We start from the raw sequence: 19,380 nt of genomic DNA, 5'->3' as shown, positions 1-19,380 counted from the left end.
CCTCTTCGGCGGCACCGAAGAGGTCAGCCATGGTGCTTCCGGTCGTCACTCGGGCGGCGTCCGCTCATCCAACTCGGCATCCCACAGCTGAGGAATTCCAACGCTTGATGCATCGCCCCCACCTCACCCAATGCCCCTGTCCTGTCGCCGGTGCCATCACCCGCCAGCTGCGGATCTTCGACTTTGACGAATAGGCGTAGGAAGTCCTTGTATCGAAGGTTCGTCGATCGAGTGAGGCGTTGCATTCCTAGCGTTCACCGGACGCGGCGACTCCTCAAACCATGGACTAAGGGGTAGATCTGCGTCTTGACTGCTGGCCCTGATTCGCTCTCTCAACATACAGTGGACTAGCGATAACGAGGCGGCCCTGATCGAACCGCGTGTCCAATTCCAAGACCGTAGTGACTTGGGCGAGGCCGACCATCTTTTGAGCCATGCGAACGGCCAGTTGGTCGATGAACCGGTCAGCGGCCTCGCTGCGCTTAAGTTGGAGCGCGTGTGAATCGTTGCCGGCCCGCTGAGTGGGGGGGCCGCCATCAAGGTCACGAAGAACTTGGCCCGCATACTTCTCTACGTCAGCATGGTCGCGACGAACATCGCCTTGATCGTTGCGAGTATAACTATCATCATCCCTAGCTATGCCTTCCGATACTCGCGAGAGCCACTCCGCGAAATTTGGACCATACGAGAAGCCAAATTCACGGTCGGGGGCGGCGGCAGCACCCACAAGATGGGCAGGCGAGCCATGAAGGAGGATCCGTGTTGTAGTACCCGACTCAAGAGGTGCCGGTTGCCAGAATAGAAGAGCTGCGCGGGCTTGATCATTCCGATCTCTCCACGTCCTACACTTGAAGCTTAAACGAGCGTCGAACGAAACCCACTGTCCCGACTCCAATGACTCGTTCTGGTATGAAGTGATGGGTCGATTCGCGCGTTCGACCAATTTGATCGCTTCGGCGAGCTTAGGCCGGGAAGCTTCAGCCCCATCTGCTAACGAGAATGTTAGTTCACCCAATCCTAGCGGAGCTTTAAACCCTAAGCTGCTAATCCGACTCCACCACCTCCTCCTCTCATTTCCAAACTGGATCTGAGAAACTTTCCGTGTTGACACGTACACGAAGTCGCGCATGCCTAAGCTTCGCTGCAACGAGAACCTCGCGCAACAGGCACTTCGCCATCACGGACCGTTAAAGGACATCGACAGGAAGCCACCTGCGGCGAGCCAGTTCATGGTCGTCTTGGTAGAGCCGGTCTCGCCCGTCATCGCCACCCACTTCGCCCGGCTTGTCAACACTCCAGATCGATGCGAACGCCGACACCAAGCTCATGCGGGCGTCACCGGCGGGCGTCGCGCCGGCTCAGGGACTGGCGGGCGTCGGGAGCGTACGAGCCAAGAAACCCGGCGACGATCTCCACCTGGGCGAGGCTGTCATCGACTCGCATAGGTGGGCCCAGGTCCGTGACACTCCAGCGCGCTTTGGCCGGTCTTCAGATAGACCGACGCGTCCAAGGTGCGTACCAAGCCGCCGGGCAGCCAGGGTTGTTCACCTGTACGTCGATCCGGAAGCCACGCGTTCAGCCTCGCATCCCGTCCGGACCGCCCGCTCACCCGCAACGTCACGGGGTCATTCCCAACGCGCACATCTGCCGCTGACAAGGCGCGGCGATCGTGAGCGTGCTTCCCGATCGATCAATGCGGCTGCGGGAGTCAGCGCTGCCGCCAACCACGGCACTGAGCCGGCAGCTCACGATCGGTCGGCGGCGCGGTGCGAGCCCGGTTGAGGGGGAGCAGGTTGGGAGCAACGGGGTGCCCTGAACGGCCTTGAACTGCGTCCAACGGCATCGAACGGGGCTCAACTGCACCCACCCCTACCTGCGGCTTTACGTTTCCCCAGGCCAGAGTCGGTCCAGTGTCCTGTTTCCCGCGGAGTGCTCCGCGGTTCTATATAGCGGTCGACAGCGCTCTATGTCGCCTGGTGGGCGAGTGTGCGCAGGTCAAGACGGTAAGGAGCCGTTGGTTGGCCTGGCCTTTCATGTGGGAGCAGATTGGGTGCAGGTTGGCGAAGAGGTCTCCGCGCCCGAAGTGCTCACCGTTGCCGGACAGAGACGAGCGGCCTTGACCTGCGGTGATGGAGGTCGACCGGTGTGGCGCGACCTCCCAGTAGAGGTCGAAGTGGTCAGGCGTGTTGCTCCAGGATGGCCGTCGCCGGCCGGCGTCTCGGGTCGCCTAACGCCACGCCTGTAGGTCTTGCTGTGGATCGATGCGAAGCTTCGCGGGCGAGCCTGGAGTCCGTCACGGTTCCGTCATCTGAGACGCCGATCCCACGGGCAGCGCCGTGACCAGGACCTTCAGTCTGGTGACCTCTTCGGCGGTTCCGAAGAGGTCACCATCGCAGCTCGACTTACGCGAGCTTCAGAGTCGCGCTGAGGGTTATCGGCGGTGGGGCAATGGGTCGTGTCGCCCCTCGGACACAAATGATTTGCCCACGGTGTGCGCTGAGATCGATTGCAGCGCGCACCGTTTGCGTTTCAGGCTGGTAGTTCAGCCGGAGAACGAGTTGCCGGTGGACCTCGGCCTTGTCGGCGGGATCGGCGTCGCGCAGCACGGCGGTGATGTCGCCGAGCGCGTTCACCAGGGTCGTCTCCGCAGTCTCGGCGCTATCTGAGCCTGCGGAGACGCCGGTGGTTCAGCCGTTCTGCGGGCTGGTGTTGTCCGTGCCGCCGAGGCGGGCCAGGAACTCGTGGCACTTGTGGGCACGCGCGGAGTCCTCCGCCATGACCTGCTCGAAGAACGACGCGATCTCGTCTTGGCCGGCGTTCTTGGCGTCGCGGACGTATTGCCCGTAGTCGTGCCCCGCTTTGAGCGAGTGGTACTGCACGGAGATGAGGTCGAACGTCACGTCGTCGAAGCCGGTTTCTCCGGTAGCCATGTGCTCTCCTTCCCCTCAGGGCCGCGTTCGCACGCGTCGTCCAGTAGTCCTACCCATGCGGACGTCGTGCACTCCCCAAACCTCATGCCACGGCGGTGGCGCACTCCAACGCCGGCAGTCATGACGGTCTCAGGCTCTGCCGAAGACGGCACCGCTCTCTGAGCGCGGAGGGCGGCGGTGCTGTCTGCCGGCCCGTTGTCGGGCCCGTTCTTGAGACCATCTCGCTGCCGGGGAGGGGGCGTACGCCTCGTGCGCGGGGGACTGGTGCCGGCGCCACCAAGGGCCGACGCGGCGATCGCGGGGCAGTCGACCAGCCGGGCTGGGAGCGGGTGGCCGGCATGGTCGCTTCCGGCGGGGGTAGGTGACACGCACCTGAGACGAGGTGAGGTGGCACCATGGCCGGATCGTGGTTGCTGGGGCCGGACACCGGTGGCCAGGGCGAGCGCCCGACGGCGGTTCTGGTGGCGGTACGTGACGACGGCGCAGCCGACAGTAGTCCCGGCTCGCAGACCTCGCTGACCGAGCCGCGCCGGCTCGCCGCCACCGACGGCCTGACCGTCGCCGACGAGGTGGTGCAGAGGCGGCCAAACCCCGACCCGGCGACCTACGTCGGCTCCGGCAAGGTCGACGAACTGGCCGCGCTGGCCGAAAGCGCACACGCCGACCTGGTGATCGCCGACCCCGAACTGACCCCCGGTCAGGTACGCAACCTGGAGGAACGCGTCGGCGTACGGGTGGTCGACCGCACCGCACTGATCCTCGACATCTTCGCCGAGCACGCCCGGACCAGCGAGAGTCGCGTACAGGTGGAACTGGCGCAGCGCGCCACCCGACTACGCCGCAACGCCTCCGAACTCGCCCGACGGCGCGAGCGCACCCGCACCCGCACCCGCACCCGCCGCGCCCGTAACCAGGTGCCCTCGGTGTCGATCACCGGCTACACCAACGCCGGCAAATCGGCGCTGCTCAACCGGCCGACCCGCGCCGACGCCCAGGTCCATGACGTGCTGTTCGCCACCCTGGACCCGACCGTCCGTCGAATCAGCACCGGCGATTTGACCTACACCGTCACGCGCGTTTGAGCCGGTCAGTTCATTGCTTGGCCGTCGAGATAGCCGACCTCGGTTGAGCCCGACGCGACACGGACGTAATACCCCCAGCGTCTTAGGACCAGGGCGACCTTCGCGGCGCCCGCCGGGTTGGCGGAGTGGACGTTGATGACACCGACGTCAAGGGGGCGTTTGTCGAAGGCCGCCCGCTCCAGGACCTCCACGACCGGCCAGATCGTGTCATCCCCGCCGAGGTCATGGTCCAGCCACAGTTCATCCAAGCGCCGATCCCGGTACCGACCGAGTAGTTCAACTCCGGCGTCGCTGGTGCGGGCCACCTCGGCGATACGGCCATCCACAAACGAACGCAGGTCATCCACCATGACGATCGTTCGGCGGGCGTCCACACGATGATGATGCCTGCTGGGAGACCCTTTCGGTGGATCCGAAGAGATAGGACGCCGCGTCCGTGACGGTGCTTCCCAGCGACCAATGTGGGCGCGGAAGCCAACGCTGGTAACAGCAAGGTCTAGGGGTGCCAGCTCACGATCAGTCGGTGGTCACCGGTCTGGCCCGAGCCGGTTTTGGGGGAGCCGACTGAGAGCAGCCGGATGCCCTGAACGGACTTGAACTGCACCCAACGGCGTCAAACGTCGCTCAGGTCAGCACGCCCTAGGTGTTCTGCCCAGCGAGGTTGGGGACGCGGCTGACGGGTGGGCCCAGAGTGCGGTCTGATGGCGGTGGTGATTGTAGGCGTGGAGCCAGGCGGGTAGGGCCGTCCAGAGGGGTAGGGCCGCCCGTCGGGCGGTCTCGGATCGGTAGGCCCGGTCGTCGCGCCCAAGTCGGGCGAGCCGCCATTTCTCGGCGCCTCTGGCAGCCCCGTCGAGAACCAGATCCAGCCCTGAAAACGGCGGAGAGACTGTCGATGTGGGGTGGCAGCCTCGCTGCCGCGACGCTGCCTCTACCTCCCGGCTTCGGCTCTCGGCCCTGGCCTGGGCGCCACGCTTGGGCCCACGCTGACCGCGCCGCAGCCGCTCATGCTGCCCGGAGGTCGCTATTGGGCGACCGCTTGCCGTCGGACCTCGGGGCCTGAACACTTTCCCGCCTGATCGGCAATGACAGGTTGAAGCGCCGACTTTGCCGAGGAGGGCCATGGCTTCGGATGCGGATTTGATAGGCCGGTCGCTGGATGGCGATGTCGACGCCTTCGTGGAGGTGGTCGAGCGTCATGAGGCCGCTGTCGGTTTGTACCTCGTTCGCCGGGCGGGGCGGGATGCGGCTGAGGACCTCCTGGGCGAGGTTTGGGTTGCGGCGTTCGAGTCGCGGCGGTTGTACGACCGGTCGTACAACGATGCGCGGCCGTGGCTGTACGGGGTGGCATTGAATCGCTTGCGGCGCTACTGGCGGTCCCGGCCGGCCGAGGACCTGGTCGCGGACGTACCGGACGTGGCTACTGGGTGGGATCCGTGGTCGGCGGTGGACCTCGGCGTGGACGCCCGGGCGGTGCTCCGGTCGGCCCTGACGCGGCTCAAACCCGAAGAGCGGGAGGTCCTGAGGCTCGTCGCCTGGGAGGACCTGACCGCAGCCGACGCCGCGCGGGCACTCGGCATACCGGCCGGCACCGCGCGGCGGCTGCTGAGCCAGGCCAGGACGGCATTGCGCGACGCGCCGGGAGTATCCGCGCTTCTGAAGGACCGCAACAGCGCGAAGGAGAGACACCGATGACAGACGAGCTCGATCTGGTCGGTGCGTTGGGCAGCGCAGAACCACTGCGCCCGGAGGCGTATCAGCGGGCGCGGGCGGTGCTGCGGGCGGCTATGGCCGACCCCGGAACCGTGCGGCTGCTGGGCGCGATATCAGCGGAGGACACGACTATGGAGGCGACTTCAACCATGGAAACGACGACAACCACGCGGGACCACGAATCCAGCCCGGCGATTCAGCGCCGCCGCCGGATCGGTATCGCGGGCCGACTGGGCATCGGCGCCGGGGTGGGGGTTGCCGCCGCGGCGGCAGTCGTCACTGTGGTGCTCAACTCGCCGGCGACCGGGGGCTTGGAGGCCGGCAAGGATTCGTCGGCCGCCACCTCGGCTTCGACCACCGTCGACGGGTCCGCCGAGCGCGCACCGCTGATGACCCTGGCCGGGTCCATCACGACGGTCACCCCGTCGGCGGGCGACGCGTGGCTGGTGAAGGCGACGCAGGTCCACGGCACCAAGACCATGCAGGTCGTCTACACGCTGTACACCGACGGTCACGCGATCTATACGGGCAACAGCGTGCAGGACATCAAGCGTGCGATCGCCCGTCACCAGGACCAGATGACGGACGGCGGCTACGCTCCGCTCCTCAAGGCAGCCGTCGCCGCGGCGGACATCAGCCCGGCCGACGGCCGGACCCAGATGCTCAAGGCGGCCAAGGATCCGCTGGTGGGCCTCGACCCCGCAGCGCAGAAGGCGGTGTGGGACAAGCAGCAGGCGGCCGCCCAGGTGATTATCAAGCAGAAGGGCGGCAACGCCGAGCCGAAGCCGTACAGCCCCCAGGCCGTTCAGCGGCACTTCGACAACGCCCTGTGGACGTTCAGCACCCAAGCGCTGTCCGCTGGCGACGGCAACACGCAGGTCCGGGCCGGTGTGTTGCGTCTGCTGTCCACCATCTCCGCGGTCAGCGTCAAGAACTCGACCACCCACGGCAAGGCCACGCTGACGATCACCGCTGGCCCCGAGGTGTTCGGCGGCGGGGTCAGCGAGGTGCTGACCATCGACGCCAAGACCGGCATGCTGGTCAAGGACGTCTCCACCGTGCCGGGCCTCCCCCAGTCCTTCACGACGTACGAATCCTCCCGCGTGACGAAGGCCGACCTGTAGGCCGGGAACTCCCACCCGCCAGCATTCCGGCAGACGGGCGTAACGCGCCCGGCGTTCGGTAACGGTGCGGGCCGCCTCCAGGCGGCCCGCACCGTTTTCTAGTTGTTTGCACGGCCGAGGGTTGTGTGCACCTGGCGGAGTAGTACGCCCCTGATCGGCGACGCGGTCGATCGGGATCAGGATGCCACCGAGGCTTGCGTACGCCAGCTGGCGGATCCTGCTTATCGCGGCTTGTAGGTCGTCGGTGCCTGCGTCGAGCAGGGTGATCGCCTCGCGGACGTAGCTCCAGGCGGTGGCCACACCGATGTCGAACCCGGCGGCCAAGCGGGTGAAGGTGTCGCCGTTACGCAGGTGAGCCAGAGCGAGCAACGCCTGAGGGCAGGGCTCCAGGCGCCGCCAGCGGGATCGTCGCTGCTGACGGTGGATACGGATCAGATTGGTGGCTTGACGCGGAGATCGTGGGCGTGCTCTCCCGGATCGACCAATGCGGTCGCGGGAGTCAGCGCTGGTGCCATTCACAGCACTGGGCCGGCAGCTGACGATCGGTCGGCGGTCGCGGTGCTGTCCATCATCCGGATACGGCTCACCGCCACGGACAAGAGGCACGCCGGGATCCTCGCGATGCATCCGCAACGCATGATCAAATAACGACAAGTGGGGTCCGAGCAGTCCAGGCTCGGGAGTCACGCTCACCGGCGGACAGAGGACTCTATTCTTTCGATCATTCCCGGATCACGCCAGGCGCTTTACCCGACCAGCAACCCCGCGCCGGATTGGTTGACCTCCCGGCCAATTGCTGGACGTTCCTGCAGAGCGACTGGCCCGGCCGCGGTGCTGTACGTGTCGAAACCGGAAACAGGAGTCGATGCGGGGATCACGCTTGTCTGTGCTCAGACAGTCGGTGATCCGGTTGGCTCGGGTCGCCCGTCGGGCGGTAGCCGAACTTGACGATCCGGCGTGCGGAGTCGGTGTAGGCCTCCTGCCCGTCGGGCGCGAAGGCGCCGAGGCCATCGACGTAACGGTTGTACATGCAGAACGCGGCGGCGATCAGGACGCTGTCGTGAATCTCCAGGTCGGTGGCGCCTTCCGCGCGAGCGTTCGCGACCATCTCGGCGGTGACGCTGCGGCCGTCGACCTGTACCGCGCCCGCGATGCGCAGCAGCGCGCGTAGCTTGGCCGGGATCGGGGCGGTATCGAGGTCGGCGCGCACCTGGTCGACGAGGGTCATACCCTGCTCGAGCTGCATTGCGGCGGAGGCCGAATGCGACGCGCAGCAGAAGGTGCACTCGTTGAGCCCGGAGACGTATGCGGCGATCAGTTCGCGCTCGCCGGCCGGGAGCGAATGCGGGGTGCGCAGCAGTACCTCGGCCAGCTCGCTGAGCGGCTTGGACGTTTCCGGGCGGTACCGCATGAGGCCGGTGATGCCGGGGAACCGGGTCTCGTCGACGCCGAGATCGATGTGTGCCATGGTCTTCTCGCCTTTCAGGCATGGGCCGCGGCCCAGTCGGACGTTGCCTCTGCCGATCACGCTGGCCAGCACGGGGGCGCGTGACCGATGCTGCGCAGCGTCGCCCGAGGCCTGTTGACACCGGTCCGGGACACCGTCGTCACGCCGATCACGCTCCCCAGGTCCACCGGACGGAACGTTCCTTCGTGCTCTCCGTAGCTCGTGACGGGTCGATCCGGGCCGTCGATCGATGATCGTAGTGGTCAGGTTGGCCACCGTCGACCGGGTGCTGAACAGCGCAGTGCGGTCGCGCTGGTCATGGCCCGTGGGCCCTGCGCCGGGCTGGACCTGGTGGTCACCCCGGACACCGACGAGCCGGGACCCACGACTGGACCCACGCGGCGACCCGGCGCCCCGGGTCGCGCGCGCCCCTGCCACATCGACGGGAGTTCAGCTGTCGAGTACGTTACCGGCGAGTCGATCCGGCGATCGTGGACAGCGGGGAGGCCGCGTGGCCGAAAAGCACCGTTCGTGGTGGGGCTGGGGGGACATCGAGGACGCGGTGACTGGCGCGGAGGCCACGGCGTTAGTCAACCGGGTGCGGACCCTGCTGCCCGATGCTGACCTGACCGAGCACGTCGCGCCGCCGGTAGCCGAGCTCGGCCTGCGCCTGCCGCGGGTCGATCCGCCGGCGTCACTCGTGCGGTTGTGCTCGACGGACCCGGGCGACCGGGCGGCGCACACACACGGTAAGGCGTTCCGGGACGTCGTTCGCAACCTGCACGGGGACGTTCACGATCCGCCGGACCTGGTGATCCGGCCGGCGACCGAGCAGGATGTCGTTGACGTGCTGGACTGGTGCGCGGGCCGGGGCGTCGCAGTGATTCCCTACGGCGGTGGCTCGTCAGTGGTTGGCGGCGTGGAGCCCCGGTTGGACGGCCGGTATCCCGCGGTGGTCAGTCTCGACCTGGGGTGCCTCGACCGGGTGCTGGAGGTGGACGAGACCAGCCGGGCGGCCCGCATCCAGGCCGGCGTGTTCGGCCCGGCGCTGGAGGACCAGCTCCAGCGGCACGACCTCACGCTGCGGCACTTCCCGCAGTCGTTCGAGTTCTCCACCCTGGGTGGCTGGTTGGCCACTCGCGCCAGCGGTCACTACGCCACCGTGCTGACTCACATCGACGACCTGGTGGAGTCGTTGCGGGTGGTCACCCCGGCGGGCATCAGCCAGTCGCGGCGGCTGCCCGGCTCCGGCGCCGGACCCGCGCCGGACCGGCTGTTCCTCGGCTCGGAAGGCACGCTCGGCGTCATCACCGAGGCGTGGATGCGGCTGCAGCAGCGGCCGCGCTGGCGGGCGGACGCCGCGGTGCACTTCACCGACTACGACACTGCGGTCGCCGCCACCCGGGCCATCGCCCAGGCCGGGCTGTACCCGAGCAACTGCCGGCTGCTCGACCCGGCGGAGGCGCTGCTCAACGCCGGCGCCGCCACCACTGGCGGCGTTCTCGTCCTGGGGTTCGAGTCCGCCGACCATCCGGTCACACCATGGCTGGACCGCGCCGTCGAGCTGTGCTGCGACCACGGGGGAGCCCTGCCGGAGCCACCCAGAGGCGACGACTCGTCTGGTCCACGGCAACGGACCGCCGCCGCCGAGGCCTGGCGGTCGGCGTTCCTACGGATGCCGTACCAACGCGACGCGCTCGCCGCCCGGTCGATGATCGTGGAGACGTTCGAGACCGCGTGCACCTGGGACCGCTTCTCCGCCCTGCGGGCGGCCGTGCTCGCCGCGGCCGGCGACGCGCTCCGAACGGTCGGCGCGACAGGCGTGGTCACCTGCCGTTTCACCCACGTCTACCCGGACGGCCCCGCACCCTACTTCGGCGTATACGCCACCGGCCGCTGGGGCGCCACCGTGAACCAGTGGGACCAGATCAAGCACGCCGTGTCCGACGCGCTGCTCGCCGCAGGCGGCACCATCACCCACCATCACGCCGTCGGCCGCGACCACCGGCCGTGGTACGACCGGCAGCGTCCCGACCCTGTCGCGCTCGCGCTGCGGGCCGCCAAGAGCGCGGTCGATCCGTCTTGGATCCTCAACCCTGGCGTCCTCGTCGATCCGGCCAGCTGATGGGGTACCGAGCATTCGTAGCGCGGGCCGGCTTGTGCGACCATCGCCTCGTCGATGGGGGTGGACCGCACCGACGAGGCGATGGTCAAGGGAAGAGCGCTACTTCTTGGCGATCGTGATCGTCGCCGTGCGGTAGTTGCCGCGCTTGTCGCTCTTCGTCGGGTCGTAGTTCTTCTTGATATTGCCGGCGCTGTGGACGGAGAACCAACGGAACGTGGTGGTTTCGGTCACGTGGAACACCTGCCCGGCTTCCGGAACTCGGTCGGGGCGACTCTAGGGTGGGCCGGCTGCCGTCCGTCGTGCCCGCCGCGGTGTGCAGAGGGAAGTCGCCCAGCCACTCCGAGTCGTTGTAGATGGCGCCGGCGATGGGGCCGCCAATCTCAGGGACCCAGAGTTCGACGCCGTAATGGGCGAACAGTGGCACCGTGAGGCCGAACTGGTTGCCGTAGAAGGCGCGGTGAGGTTCGCCGACGCGGCGTCCCAGAAAGAGCGCCTTAATCGGTGAAGTCACCGCAGCATCGCAACTGCCGCAGGAGCGTGACAAAGGCTTCACCGATCTGCGCCACAACCTTCGACGACATCGCGGTGACCGAGAAATGCAGTCGCAGCGTGGCACCACCGTCTTGTGCCGGCCAGACTTCGGTCAAGAGTTCCGTCACCGGTGCGTCGGGCGACGGTCGGAAGAAACTGGCCGTCCCTTTAGGCAGAGTCAATTCGGGGCTACGGTTATCCTGCAGGGCGAACATCGTCTGGAACAATGACGCCCGGTCGCCCCGGTCCCGGCCGAGCAGTGGCACGATCTCCGAGATCGGGACGTCGGCGGCGACCATTCCATCCTCGACAGTCTGCTGACACGCGTTCAGGGAATCCTTCCAGGCCGCGTGGCGTCCGGGACGGAGGCGGAAACACACGATGCCGGTGAGGCAACTCACCGCGAGTTGGCTGGCAGGGGTTCCGCGTTGGGCCACCGGGACGCCCACCCCGAAGTCCGCGCTGCCAAGTACCTGGTGGACCGCCTCGGCGTAAGCGCACAGCCACACCACGAATGGGGTGGTGCCATGCCCGCGCGCCTCGCGCTGGCATCGTGTCACCACGGCAGGCTCCAAGATGATCTCCAGCACCGGCGATGCGTCGGCCGGCGGAGAAGGGGGCGACGGGAAGATGAGGTCCGGCATTCCGCTCAGGGCCTGTTTCCAGTAGGCACGTTGGGCGTCCAGGTCGGTCCGAGCCATCGCTTCGGCATGCTCGCGGCTGACCTCGGCCAGTCGTGGTGCCGACGGCCAGGCCGGTGCCGAGCCCGCCGATCGCGCCTGATAGGCGGTGCTGAGGTCTGCGGCAATCAGCGCCTCCGACCAGCCGTCAAACGCGGCGTGGTCGATCGCCACGCCGAGCAGGTGCCGGTCGCCGGTACAGACGATTGCGGCCCGCCACAGTTCGCCTTCCTCCGGGGTGAACTCTCGAAGCAGCCAGGCTAGCAAGTCCTGCCGGGCCGTATGCTCGTGTCCCGACAACACCGCCCACTCGGGGGCGGACGGCCCCTTGGGTACGTCCGCGACCACCGACTCCTGGAATTGGTATCTGGCGCGCAGCGCCTCATGTCGCTGGTGTACGTCCTGCACCGCCTGCGCCATGGCCGACACGTCGAACTCCCCGTCGATCCACCACGCCATCATGCAGTGGCCCGCCAAAGGGTCCTCCCGGAGCATGCCCTCGATGAGGGCCTCGGCCTGCATGCTCGTCAGGCGTACAACGTCTCGGTCGCCCTCCGCGTCGCCCTGGGGCGCACCGAGAGATCGGTCCGACGCGGTCCGGATCCAATCCGCCAAGGCCCGCGGTCCGGGATGACGAAGGAATTCCGAAATGGGCACCGGCACGCCCAACCGCTCAGTGATTCGCGCGCAGGCTCGGGCGGCGTCCAATGACGTGCCGCCCAGATGAAACAGGGACGCGGTGTCCGGGACCCGCGGAAGGCCGAGGATCTCCTGGTAGACGGCCGCGACGGCAGTCAACACCGTGTCGTCGTCGCCCGGCGGACCGTCACCGGAGGCCGCAGCGGCGGTCGGTTCGTCGTCGGTGCCAGCCAGCAGCGCTGCGGAGTTCAACTTGCCGTTCGTCGTCAGGGGAAGCGCTCGAACATGGCGGAGCAGGTCTGGCACCAGATAGTCGGGAAGCTCCGTCCGCAGGGTTTCCTGTAGGTTCTTTCCGTCGGGCGCTCCGGTGTAAAAGGCGGCCAGGCGCGTGTAGTGACCCTGTGAGTCCGGAACGGGTACGACGGCGCACGCCTCGACCCCAGGCTGTTGCCGCAGAAACTCCTCTACGCGTTCCGGCTCGATACGACGACCGCGGACCTTTACCTGCCGGTCCGCCCGGCCAGCGAAGAAGAGGACTCCCGGCGTCTCCCACCGGCCCAGGTCGCCACTGCGGTACACCCGGCGTCGACCGACAGGAAGGTCCATTGTGACGAAGCGACGGTTCGTCTCCTCAGGATCGCCGACGTAGCCGTTCGCCAGACGGTCTCCGGCTATGAACAGTTCCCCCACGTCGCCGGGCTCGCGCAGGCCGCCCTCACCAACGACGTAAACCTCGGTACCCACGGTGGGAACACCGATCGGGATCTCCCCTCGGTCACAGTCATCTATTGTGACTCGATGGGTCGTCGAAAAGATGGTGCATTCTGCGGGCCCGTAGCCGTTGACCAGTGTGACATCGGGGTGCGCCGTCAGGAAACGACGGGCGTACGTAGGCGACATCCGCTCACCACCGGTGAGCACCTGCCTCATGCCAGTGAAGCTGCCGGAATCTTCATCAACGAAAAGGTTGAACAGAGAGCTCGTGAGCCACGCAGTGTCGACACCTTCCTCCGCGATGAGTGCACGCAGCCTCGTCGGCACCAGGTACGGCTCGTCCAACAAAACCGCCTTCCCGCCGTTGAGCAGCGCCGCCCACAACTCCAGTGCGAATCCGTCCCAGTGCGCTGGCGACACCACTGGTATGGCAGTGGCGGGTCCCAGGTCTGCGAAGCGGCACTCCGCGAGCAGCCTGCTGATCGCCCGGTGCGGCACGCTGATTGCCTTTGTGGTGCTCGTCGTGCCGGAGGTGAAGAACATGCAGCAGCTACTGTCGGCGTCGTGGCCGTGCGGTTCACTCGATAGGGTGCTTCGCTGCCCGCTCGGAGCATGGAGGCAGTCGTCGGCGGTGGAAACCACCCGTGCAGGCCGGATCTGCCGCATCAACAGTGACGTGTGGGCGGGCGGCCAATCCGGCGGCACGATGCAATACGCTGCCCCGGCGCGCAAGACGGCGAGCACGGCGACGACGAGTTCCACGCGTCGGGGCAACGCGAGACAAACCCAATCGCCGGCCTGCACACCCTCGCTCGCCCAACGGCTGGATACCACTGCGGACCACTCGTCGAGCTGGCGGTAGGTCAGCCGCCGACCTTCGTGGACGACGGCCACCGCGTCCGGCCGTTCGATGGCGTGGCGGCGTACCAGCGCATCGAGTGGCAAGGCGTTCGGTGAGCCGGGGGACCCTGTCCTGTTCAACTGCTCCGGAGCAAGCATCGCTCACCGTCCTCTTGTACGTCGTCCTTCGTCATCGCCCACAGCTCCGTCGGTGGTTTTCGGGCACCGGACGAGCCAGTCAGGAGCCCGGCCGTGGCACCCGTCGGGCGACGCGTGCCACGGCCGGGCTAGTTCACGCGTTGCCGGGACGCCTCTGCCATGACCAGAGCCACCAGCGTGTCGAAGCGCGCGTTACGGTGGATCTCCGCAAGGTCCACCGTAACGCCGTGCCGGTCCCGGAGGATCGCGGTCAACCGCAGGGCCGACAGCGAGCTTCCGCCACTGGTGAAGAAGTCGGCGTCACCGCTCGGCGCCGTACCTGTGGTCTCTTGCCAGAGGTCGGACAACCGGTCGGCCCATACCGGCCCGCCGCCGTCGACCGCCGGGGAGGCGGCGAGGTCCGGCAGCGGCTGCTCCGGGGCGCGCACCAGCCCCTCCAACAGCTCGCGGTAGCGGGCAGCGAGTGACTGTACCCGGTAGCCGGACAGCCAGCGGGCGTCGTACTGCAACTCCAGGTGCAACGAGTCGTCCTGCGGGTCGATCGCACAGTCGACGGCGAGCGTGAAGGCGACGTCCACCGGCCTGTCCTCCTGGCCACGCCGGTGTGTGATCGCAGCTCCGCGCGCGCCGTCGAACCGGGTGTAGTTGAAGAAGACGTCGAACAGGGTGCCTTGACCGGCGAGAAGTGCCACCTCCGTCAGGGGAACGAGATGGTGGCCCATGAGGTCCTGCTCCGCGCGCCACGCCCGTTCCGCGAGGCTCAGAAGGCTGTCCGGACCGACCGTCAGGCGTACCGGCAACGTGTTGAGGAACAGTCCGAGGGTTTTGTCACCGCCCGTCTCCGCCGGCCGGCAGTTCACCACCAGGCCGGTCAACAGGTCCGCTCGGCCGGTCGCCTCGGCCTGGACTCGCACGTGCGTCGCCAGCAGCAGTGACTTGAGCGGTAAGCCGCTGGCTGCGGCGACCTCACCGAGCCGCTTGCCGAGCCCGGCCGGTAGCGGCTCCACCCACAGCGCGGTTATCCGAGGGATGTCCGAGGCGTCCGTCTCGGCCGACGGCGCGAGGCGGGCCGGCTGTGCGCCGTGCAGCGCCTGCCGCCAGTACTGGCGCGATTCCTCGCGGTGGCGGGCCTCACTCTCGAGCTGCACGTGCCGCCAGAACGGCAGCGCCGGTTCGGTACGGCGTTCGTTGGTGATGCCCGTCCGATGCCGGTCGTACCGCTCGAGCACGTCGTCGAGGAACAGGTTGAGGCTCAGCCCGTCCATGACCGCGTGGTGGTGTGTGACGACGAGGGTGGACGAGTCGGGGCCAGTGCGAAGGGCCTGGATCCGTACCAACGGTGCCGTCGCCCATGTGAACGGTTGTGCGCGCTGCTCGTCCACGACTGTGGCGATGCGGCGGGACCGTCCCGCCTCGTCGAGCCCGCTGACGTCTTCGACGCTGAGTGGGATGAGCGTCGACCGCTGCACCAGCTGGAGCGGCTCGCTGTAGCGCCCGAGGTCGAACGACGTGCGCAGCACCGGGTGGGCGGCGCTCGCCCCGGCGAGGGCCGCGGCCAGGGCGTCCGGCTCCAGCCCGCAGTTGATCTCATGGACGGTGACGACGTGGTAGGCGCTGCTGCCGCCCGTCATCTCGGTGTGGTATACCATGCCGAGCTGCAACGCCGTGAGGGGGTACGCGTCCTCGGCGTCACCGGGCAACCTGGTCCGGTCTGCCGGGCGAACCAGCCGGAAGTTGCTGTCACCCGGTTGTGTCTGTCGTTCGGCGCTCGCCGACATCGACGCCCCACCGTGACGGACGAGTGCACGGATCGTGTGGTGCCGAAAGACTTGGCGAAGCGGGAACGTGACGCCACGCCGGGCGGCCGCCGCCCGCATCCGGATCGCGCGCAGCGAGTCGCCGCCGACCTGGAAGAAGTCATCCTCCACACCCACGTCGGTGCGACCCAGGAGCTCCGACCAGACCTCGACGAGCACCTGTTCCATCGGGTTCTCTGCGGCGGCCGGCGTAACTGTTGGTTGCTCCCCGTGGGGCGCTGGCAATGCTGCGCGGTCCAGCTTTCCCCGAGGCGTACGGGGGAGGGCGTCCAGAACCACGACGAAGGCGGGCACGAGGTATTGAGGGAGCCGTTCGGCCAACCAGTCGCGTAACGCCCCGGGTTTTGCCGCGATCGGCGGCGGCGGGCTGATGGTGACGGAGTTCTCCACCATGGATGACTCCCGGCCCGCATAGCCGGGCCGGACGCCGTACAGGGAGTGGCGGTCGGTGCCGTCGAGCAGAATGTCCTGTTCGACGGCGACGGTGAACCCGTGGCTCTCAAGCAGCCGCGTGATTTCGGCCAGCCGCCCGGCGGTCGGTGTTCGCGGTGCCTCGTGAACCTCCATCGTCACCTGCTGGACCAGCGGCCAGTGGCGGTCATCGAGGCCGCGCAGCACGTCCAGCTCGGCACGCTGCACGTCAATCTTAAGCAGGTCGATGCGTTCGACTCCCTGCTCGTCGATCACGTCGGAGAGCCGGCGCAACCTGCACTGGTGCTCGACACCGTCGAACCGGTCGGCCAGCACCTCGCCGGCCTCGGCGAGCAGATCGTCGCGACCTGCCGCCCCCTGTGCCCGTTCGTTGGCCAGATAGCGTTTGATGACGTCGATCTCGGCATCGGGATCGGCGTAGGAGCTCTGCCCGGACATCATCGAATAGCCGGGGTAATAGGTGAAGGCGACGTCTTTCTCTTCAGCAGACAGACCGAAGGGGAAGCGGTGCGCCGCGACGCCGTGCCGGGTCAGGTTGCTCTCGAGTTTGTTGAACGCGGGGGCCAGCGGCTCGAACGCGTACAACGCGACATCGGGACATTGGGCGTGCGCGAAGAGCGAGAACATGCCGATGTTCGCCCCGACGTCGAAGACGACAGCGCCGGGCTTGAGAACGACCCCGCCGCGCAGGTACACCCGTTGGATGAAGATCTCGTTGTACAGGTACCGGGTTTCGTGTGGGTTGAGGCCGTCCACCTTGGCGGGATCGACCACTGCGACGCCGCCGCGCTTCGCCACGGCATAGGCAACGAGCTGCGGCTCGCCGGTCGTCTCGTCGTTGCGAGCCACCACCACGGCCTGGTCGACGTCGGGGTGCCGGGCCAGGACGGCCGCCACCTCGGCCGGCTGCACTCGGTGGCCGCGCACCTTCACCTCGTCATCCAGGCGCCCGAGGTACAACAGCGTACCGTCCGGGAGGAAACGCGCCCGGTCGCCGGTGCGGTACACCCGCACGCGGCGGCCGTCAGGCACCCCGGCCATGGCGAACCGTTGCTCCGTGGCAGCAGTGGCGCCCAGATACTCCCGCGCTACCTGCGGCCCCGAGACACAGAGCTCACCCGCGACTCCCGGTGGTACCGGCCGCAGGTTCTCGTCGAGGATCCATACGCACGTCCCGGGCAGTGGACGACCGATCGACACAGCCGCGTCAGCCACGATCTCCGCTGCGGTGACGTCGACCGCGCACTCAGTTGGGCCGTAGAGGTTGATTGCCCGCACGTTGTCGATCGCCGCCAGGCGTTGCCAAAGGTCCTCGCTGATCGCCTCCCCGCCGACGAGCAGCGTTGCTGGCCACCGCACGGAGTCGTCGAGCACGTCCAGCAGAATCCGGACGTGGGAAGGCGTGCAGTCGAAGACGTCGACCTCGTTGTCGGCGAGGAATCTAAGTAGGGCCTTGCCGTCGTGGCGGACCTCGTCCGGTACGACGCAGAGCGTATGGCCGCCGGCGAGTTGGATGAGTTGCTTGATTGACGCGTCGAAGCTCAGGGGTGCGTTCACCGACACCCGCAGTGGCCCGTCGGCGGACCCGCACACCACTTGGCGCAGCGCCGAGTAGAGGTGCGCAGCGGAGCGGTGCTCCACGACGACCGGCCGCGGTTCACCTGTCGAGCCGGACGTGAAGATGATGTAGGCGCCATGGTGGGGCTCGACCACCGCGTCGGCGATGCCGCCGTCGTCGGCCCGTGCCTCGAGGTCGGCGGTGATGAACTCGTGGCTGAGGCGAGCAAGCAGCTCACCCTGGGCCGGGCCACCGAGTACGACCCGGGGGTCCACGGCACGCGCCAAGAGCCGGATTCGCTCCTCCGGCTGGTCCGGGTCCACGGGGACGTACACGGCGCCGGCGCGCAGCACGCCCAGCAACCCCACGACCGACAAGCGGGAGCGTGCGGCGAGCAGCATGACACGGTCTTCGGTCCGCACACCGAGCGCCGTCAGGTGTCGGGCGACGGCGGTGGCGGCGGCGTCCAGCTCCCGGAACGTCAGATTGCCGTCGTCGGCCACCACGGCCGCGGTGTCAGGAGCGGCCTGAGCGATGCCGCGGTCGAGCAGCCGGACGAGCGTCTCCGGTGTCTCGTTGGTCGGCGTGCCAGCCCAGCGCCGAAGCACGTCGGCCTCATCGGCTCCCATCAGCTGCTGCGACGCGTCGTCGTCCGCCACAGCCAGGGTGCGCAGGATTTCGGCGACGCTCTGCAAAAGCCAGCGCGCGCTGTTTCGCCGGGGCGCGGGCAACTCGCCGTGCAGCGTCAGCTCCAAGCCTTCCGGGCTGAGCACGCACTGGAGGTGGATCGGTCCGAAGGCCGCAGGGGGATCGATCGCCACGCCGCTGACGGGCAGGGGCTCGAAGGCGGTCGCACTCGGCAGCCGAGTCGTGGCGAAACTTGCGAGCACGCCAACGAGTCCTTCGACCACGTCAGTTGACGCCATTTCCGGCGCGACGGCCGCGCGGGCGGCTGTGACGGCCGCGAGTAGCTGCTTGACAGAGGCCGGCAGCGGCAGCGGCAGCGCCAGCGATGCCCAACATCCCAGAGTGCCGACGACGTCTGCGGTACCGTCGGCCGATCGGGCAGGGTCGTACCACGCGACGGTGAGCGCGTCCCCCGAGGTGCCGCCGTCCGCGGGCTCCGCGGGGACGTACCGGGCCAGGGCCGTCAGCCAGGCCCCGAGCAGGAGTGTCTCCACGTCGCCGTCATGGGCCTCGGCCGTTCGCAACAGCCTTGCCAGCTCTGCGCCATGCACGTCAATGCGCAGCTCAGCATGCTCTCGCCCCGCGTCGGGCGCGCCGTTCTCGGTGACGACGGGGAGTTCGAGCGCACGCGTTCCGGCAGCCTCGCTCGGCGTGCCGGTCCGCGGGGCGACATCGCGTTCTTCCAGCAACCACTCGGAGACGTCCAGGAACTGCAGCCGGTCGGGATCGTGGGGCAGTTCGACGCCGCCGTAGCAGGCTGCGATGTCGCGGAGCACGACCGTGATGCTGGCCGAATCCAACACGAGCGGCGAGGCCGCCACGACCAGTTCGTCGTCGCTGACGATGACCTGCACCGGATCAGTCATCGGATCCGGCGCTGCGGGGGCCGACCGTTCGTGCAGAGC

General features: G+C 67.8%; 12 protein-coding genes and 1 pseudogene. 4 read left to right on the top strand and 9 right to left on the bottom strand.

Features of this window, described 5'->3' with window-relative positions; translation table 11 throughout:
* Positions 1-286 precede the first annotated feature (286 nt).
* The 3 genes from MED15_RS34770 to MED15_RS05540 form a co-directional block, all read right to left on the bottom strand.
* A complete protein-coding gene (locus tag MED15_RS34770) occupies positions 287-1,129 on the bottom strand; it encodes an SAVMC3_10250 family protein (protein ID WP_425271067.1) in 843 nt (280 codons plus the stop codon).
* A 1,273-nt stretch (positions 1,130-2,402) separates the two neighbouring features.
* Positions 2,403-2,633 (bottom strand): hypothetical protein, encoded by a 231-nt coding sequence (locus tag MED15_RS33170; RefSeq protein WP_146766689.1) that lies wholly within the window; start codon positions 2,631-2,633, stop codon positions 2,403-2,405.
* A 54-nt stretch (positions 2,634-2,687) separates the two neighbouring features.
* Entirely contained in the window at positions 2,688-2,930 is a 243-nt protein-coding gene (locus tag MED15_RS05540; RefSeq protein WP_112583061.1) for an acyl carrier protein, read from the bottom strand.
* A 395-nt stretch (positions 2,931-3,325) separates the two neighbouring features.
* On the opposite strand from MED15_RS05540, the gene MED15_RS05535 reads away from it, so the two are divergent.
* On the top strand, positions 3,326-4,012 hold the full coding sequence (locus MED15_RS05535) for an HflX-like GTP-binding protein (RefSeq protein WP_244220369.1): 687 nt from the start codon (positions 3,326-3,328) through the stop codon (positions 4,010-4,012).
* A gap of 5 nt (positions 4,013-4,017) precedes the next feature.
* On the opposite strand, the gene MED15_RS05530 is transcribed toward MED15_RS05535, so the two are convergent.
* On the bottom strand, positions 4,018-4,362 hold the full coding sequence (locus MED15_RS05530; protein ID WP_425271071.1) for a cyclic-phosphate processing receiver domain-containing protein: 345 nt from the start codon (positions 4,360-4,362) through the stop codon (positions 4,018-4,020).
* A gap of 769 nt (positions 4,363-5,131) precedes the next feature.
* On the opposite strand from MED15_RS05530, the gene MED15_RS05520 reads away from it, so the two are divergent.
* Positions 5,132-5,704 (top strand): RNA polymerase sigma factor, encoded by a 573-nt coding sequence (locus MED15_RS05520; RefSeq protein ID WP_112583064.1) that lies wholly within the window; start codon positions 5,132-5,134, stop codon positions 5,702-5,704.
* A 92-nt stretch (positions 5,705-5,796) separates the two neighbouring features.
* Positions 5,797-6,846, top strand: coding sequence for a hypothetical protein (locus MED15_RS05515; protein ID WP_146766688.1), 1,050 nt, complete (start codon positions 5,797-5,799; stop codon positions 6,844-6,846).
* A gap of 150 nt (positions 6,847-6,996) precedes the next feature.
* On the opposite strand, the pseudogene MED15_RS05510 reads toward MED15_RS05515, so the two are convergent.
* Positions 6,997-7,332: pseudogene (locus tag MED15_RS05510) on the bottom strand (helix-turn-helix domain-containing protein); the annotation flags it as partial.
* Positions 7,333-7,720: 388 nt separating this feature from the next.
* Positions 7,721-8,314, bottom strand: coding sequence for a carboxymuconolactone decarboxylase family protein (locus MED15_RS05505; RefSeq protein ID WP_112602370.1), 594 nt, complete (start codon positions 8,312-8,314; stop codon positions 7,721-7,723).
* Positions 8,315-8,804: 490 nt separating this feature from the next.
* On the opposite strand from MED15_RS05505, the gene MED15_RS05500 reads away from it, so the two are divergent.
* Positions 8,805-10,418, top strand: a complete 1,614-nt coding sequence (locus MED15_RS05500) for an FAD-binding oxidoreductase (protein ID WP_112734900.1) — start codon at positions 8,805-8,807, stop codon at positions 10,416-10,418.
* Between the two features lie 99 nt (positions 10,419-10,517).
* Here MED15_RS05500 and MED15_RS34515 read toward each other — a convergent pair whose 3' ends face one another.
* The 3 genes from MED15_RS34515 to MED15_RS05485 all read right to left on the bottom strand — a co-directional run bounded on the left by MED15_RS34515 (position 10,518) and on the right by MED15_RS05485 (position 19,341).
* Positions 10,518-10,649 carry a hypothetical protein gene (locus MED15_RS34515; RefSeq protein WP_258397758.1) on the bottom strand — a complete coding sequence of 44 codons (132 nt, stop codon included), beginning with the start codon at positions 10,647-10,649 and terminating at the stop codon, positions 10,518-10,520.
* A 263-nt stretch (positions 10,650-10,912) separates the two neighbouring features.
* A complete protein-coding gene (locus MED15_RS05490; RefSeq protein ID WP_112731030.1) occupies positions 10,913-13,981 on the bottom strand; it encodes an AMP-binding protein in 3,069 nt (1,022 codons plus the stop codon).
* A gap of 128 nt (positions 13,982-14,109) precedes the next feature.
* Positions 14,110-19,341 carry a non-ribosomal peptide synthetase gene (locus MED15_RS05485; RefSeq protein WP_167457596.1) on the bottom strand — a complete coding sequence of 1,744 codons (5,232 nt, stop codon included), beginning with the start codon at positions 19,339-19,341 and terminating at the stop codon, positions 14,110-14,112.
* Positions 19,342-19,380: the final 39 nt, after the last annotated feature.

Origin of the sequence: Micromonospora noduli, assembly GCF_003264475.1 — a bacterium.
Classification (GTDB): domain Bacteria; phylum Actinomycetota; class Actinomycetes; order Mycobacteriales; family Micromonosporaceae; genus Micromonospora; species Micromonospora noduli.
Note: the sequence above shows the minus strand (reverse complement) of the source record. Positions and strands in the feature narration are given on the sequence as shown.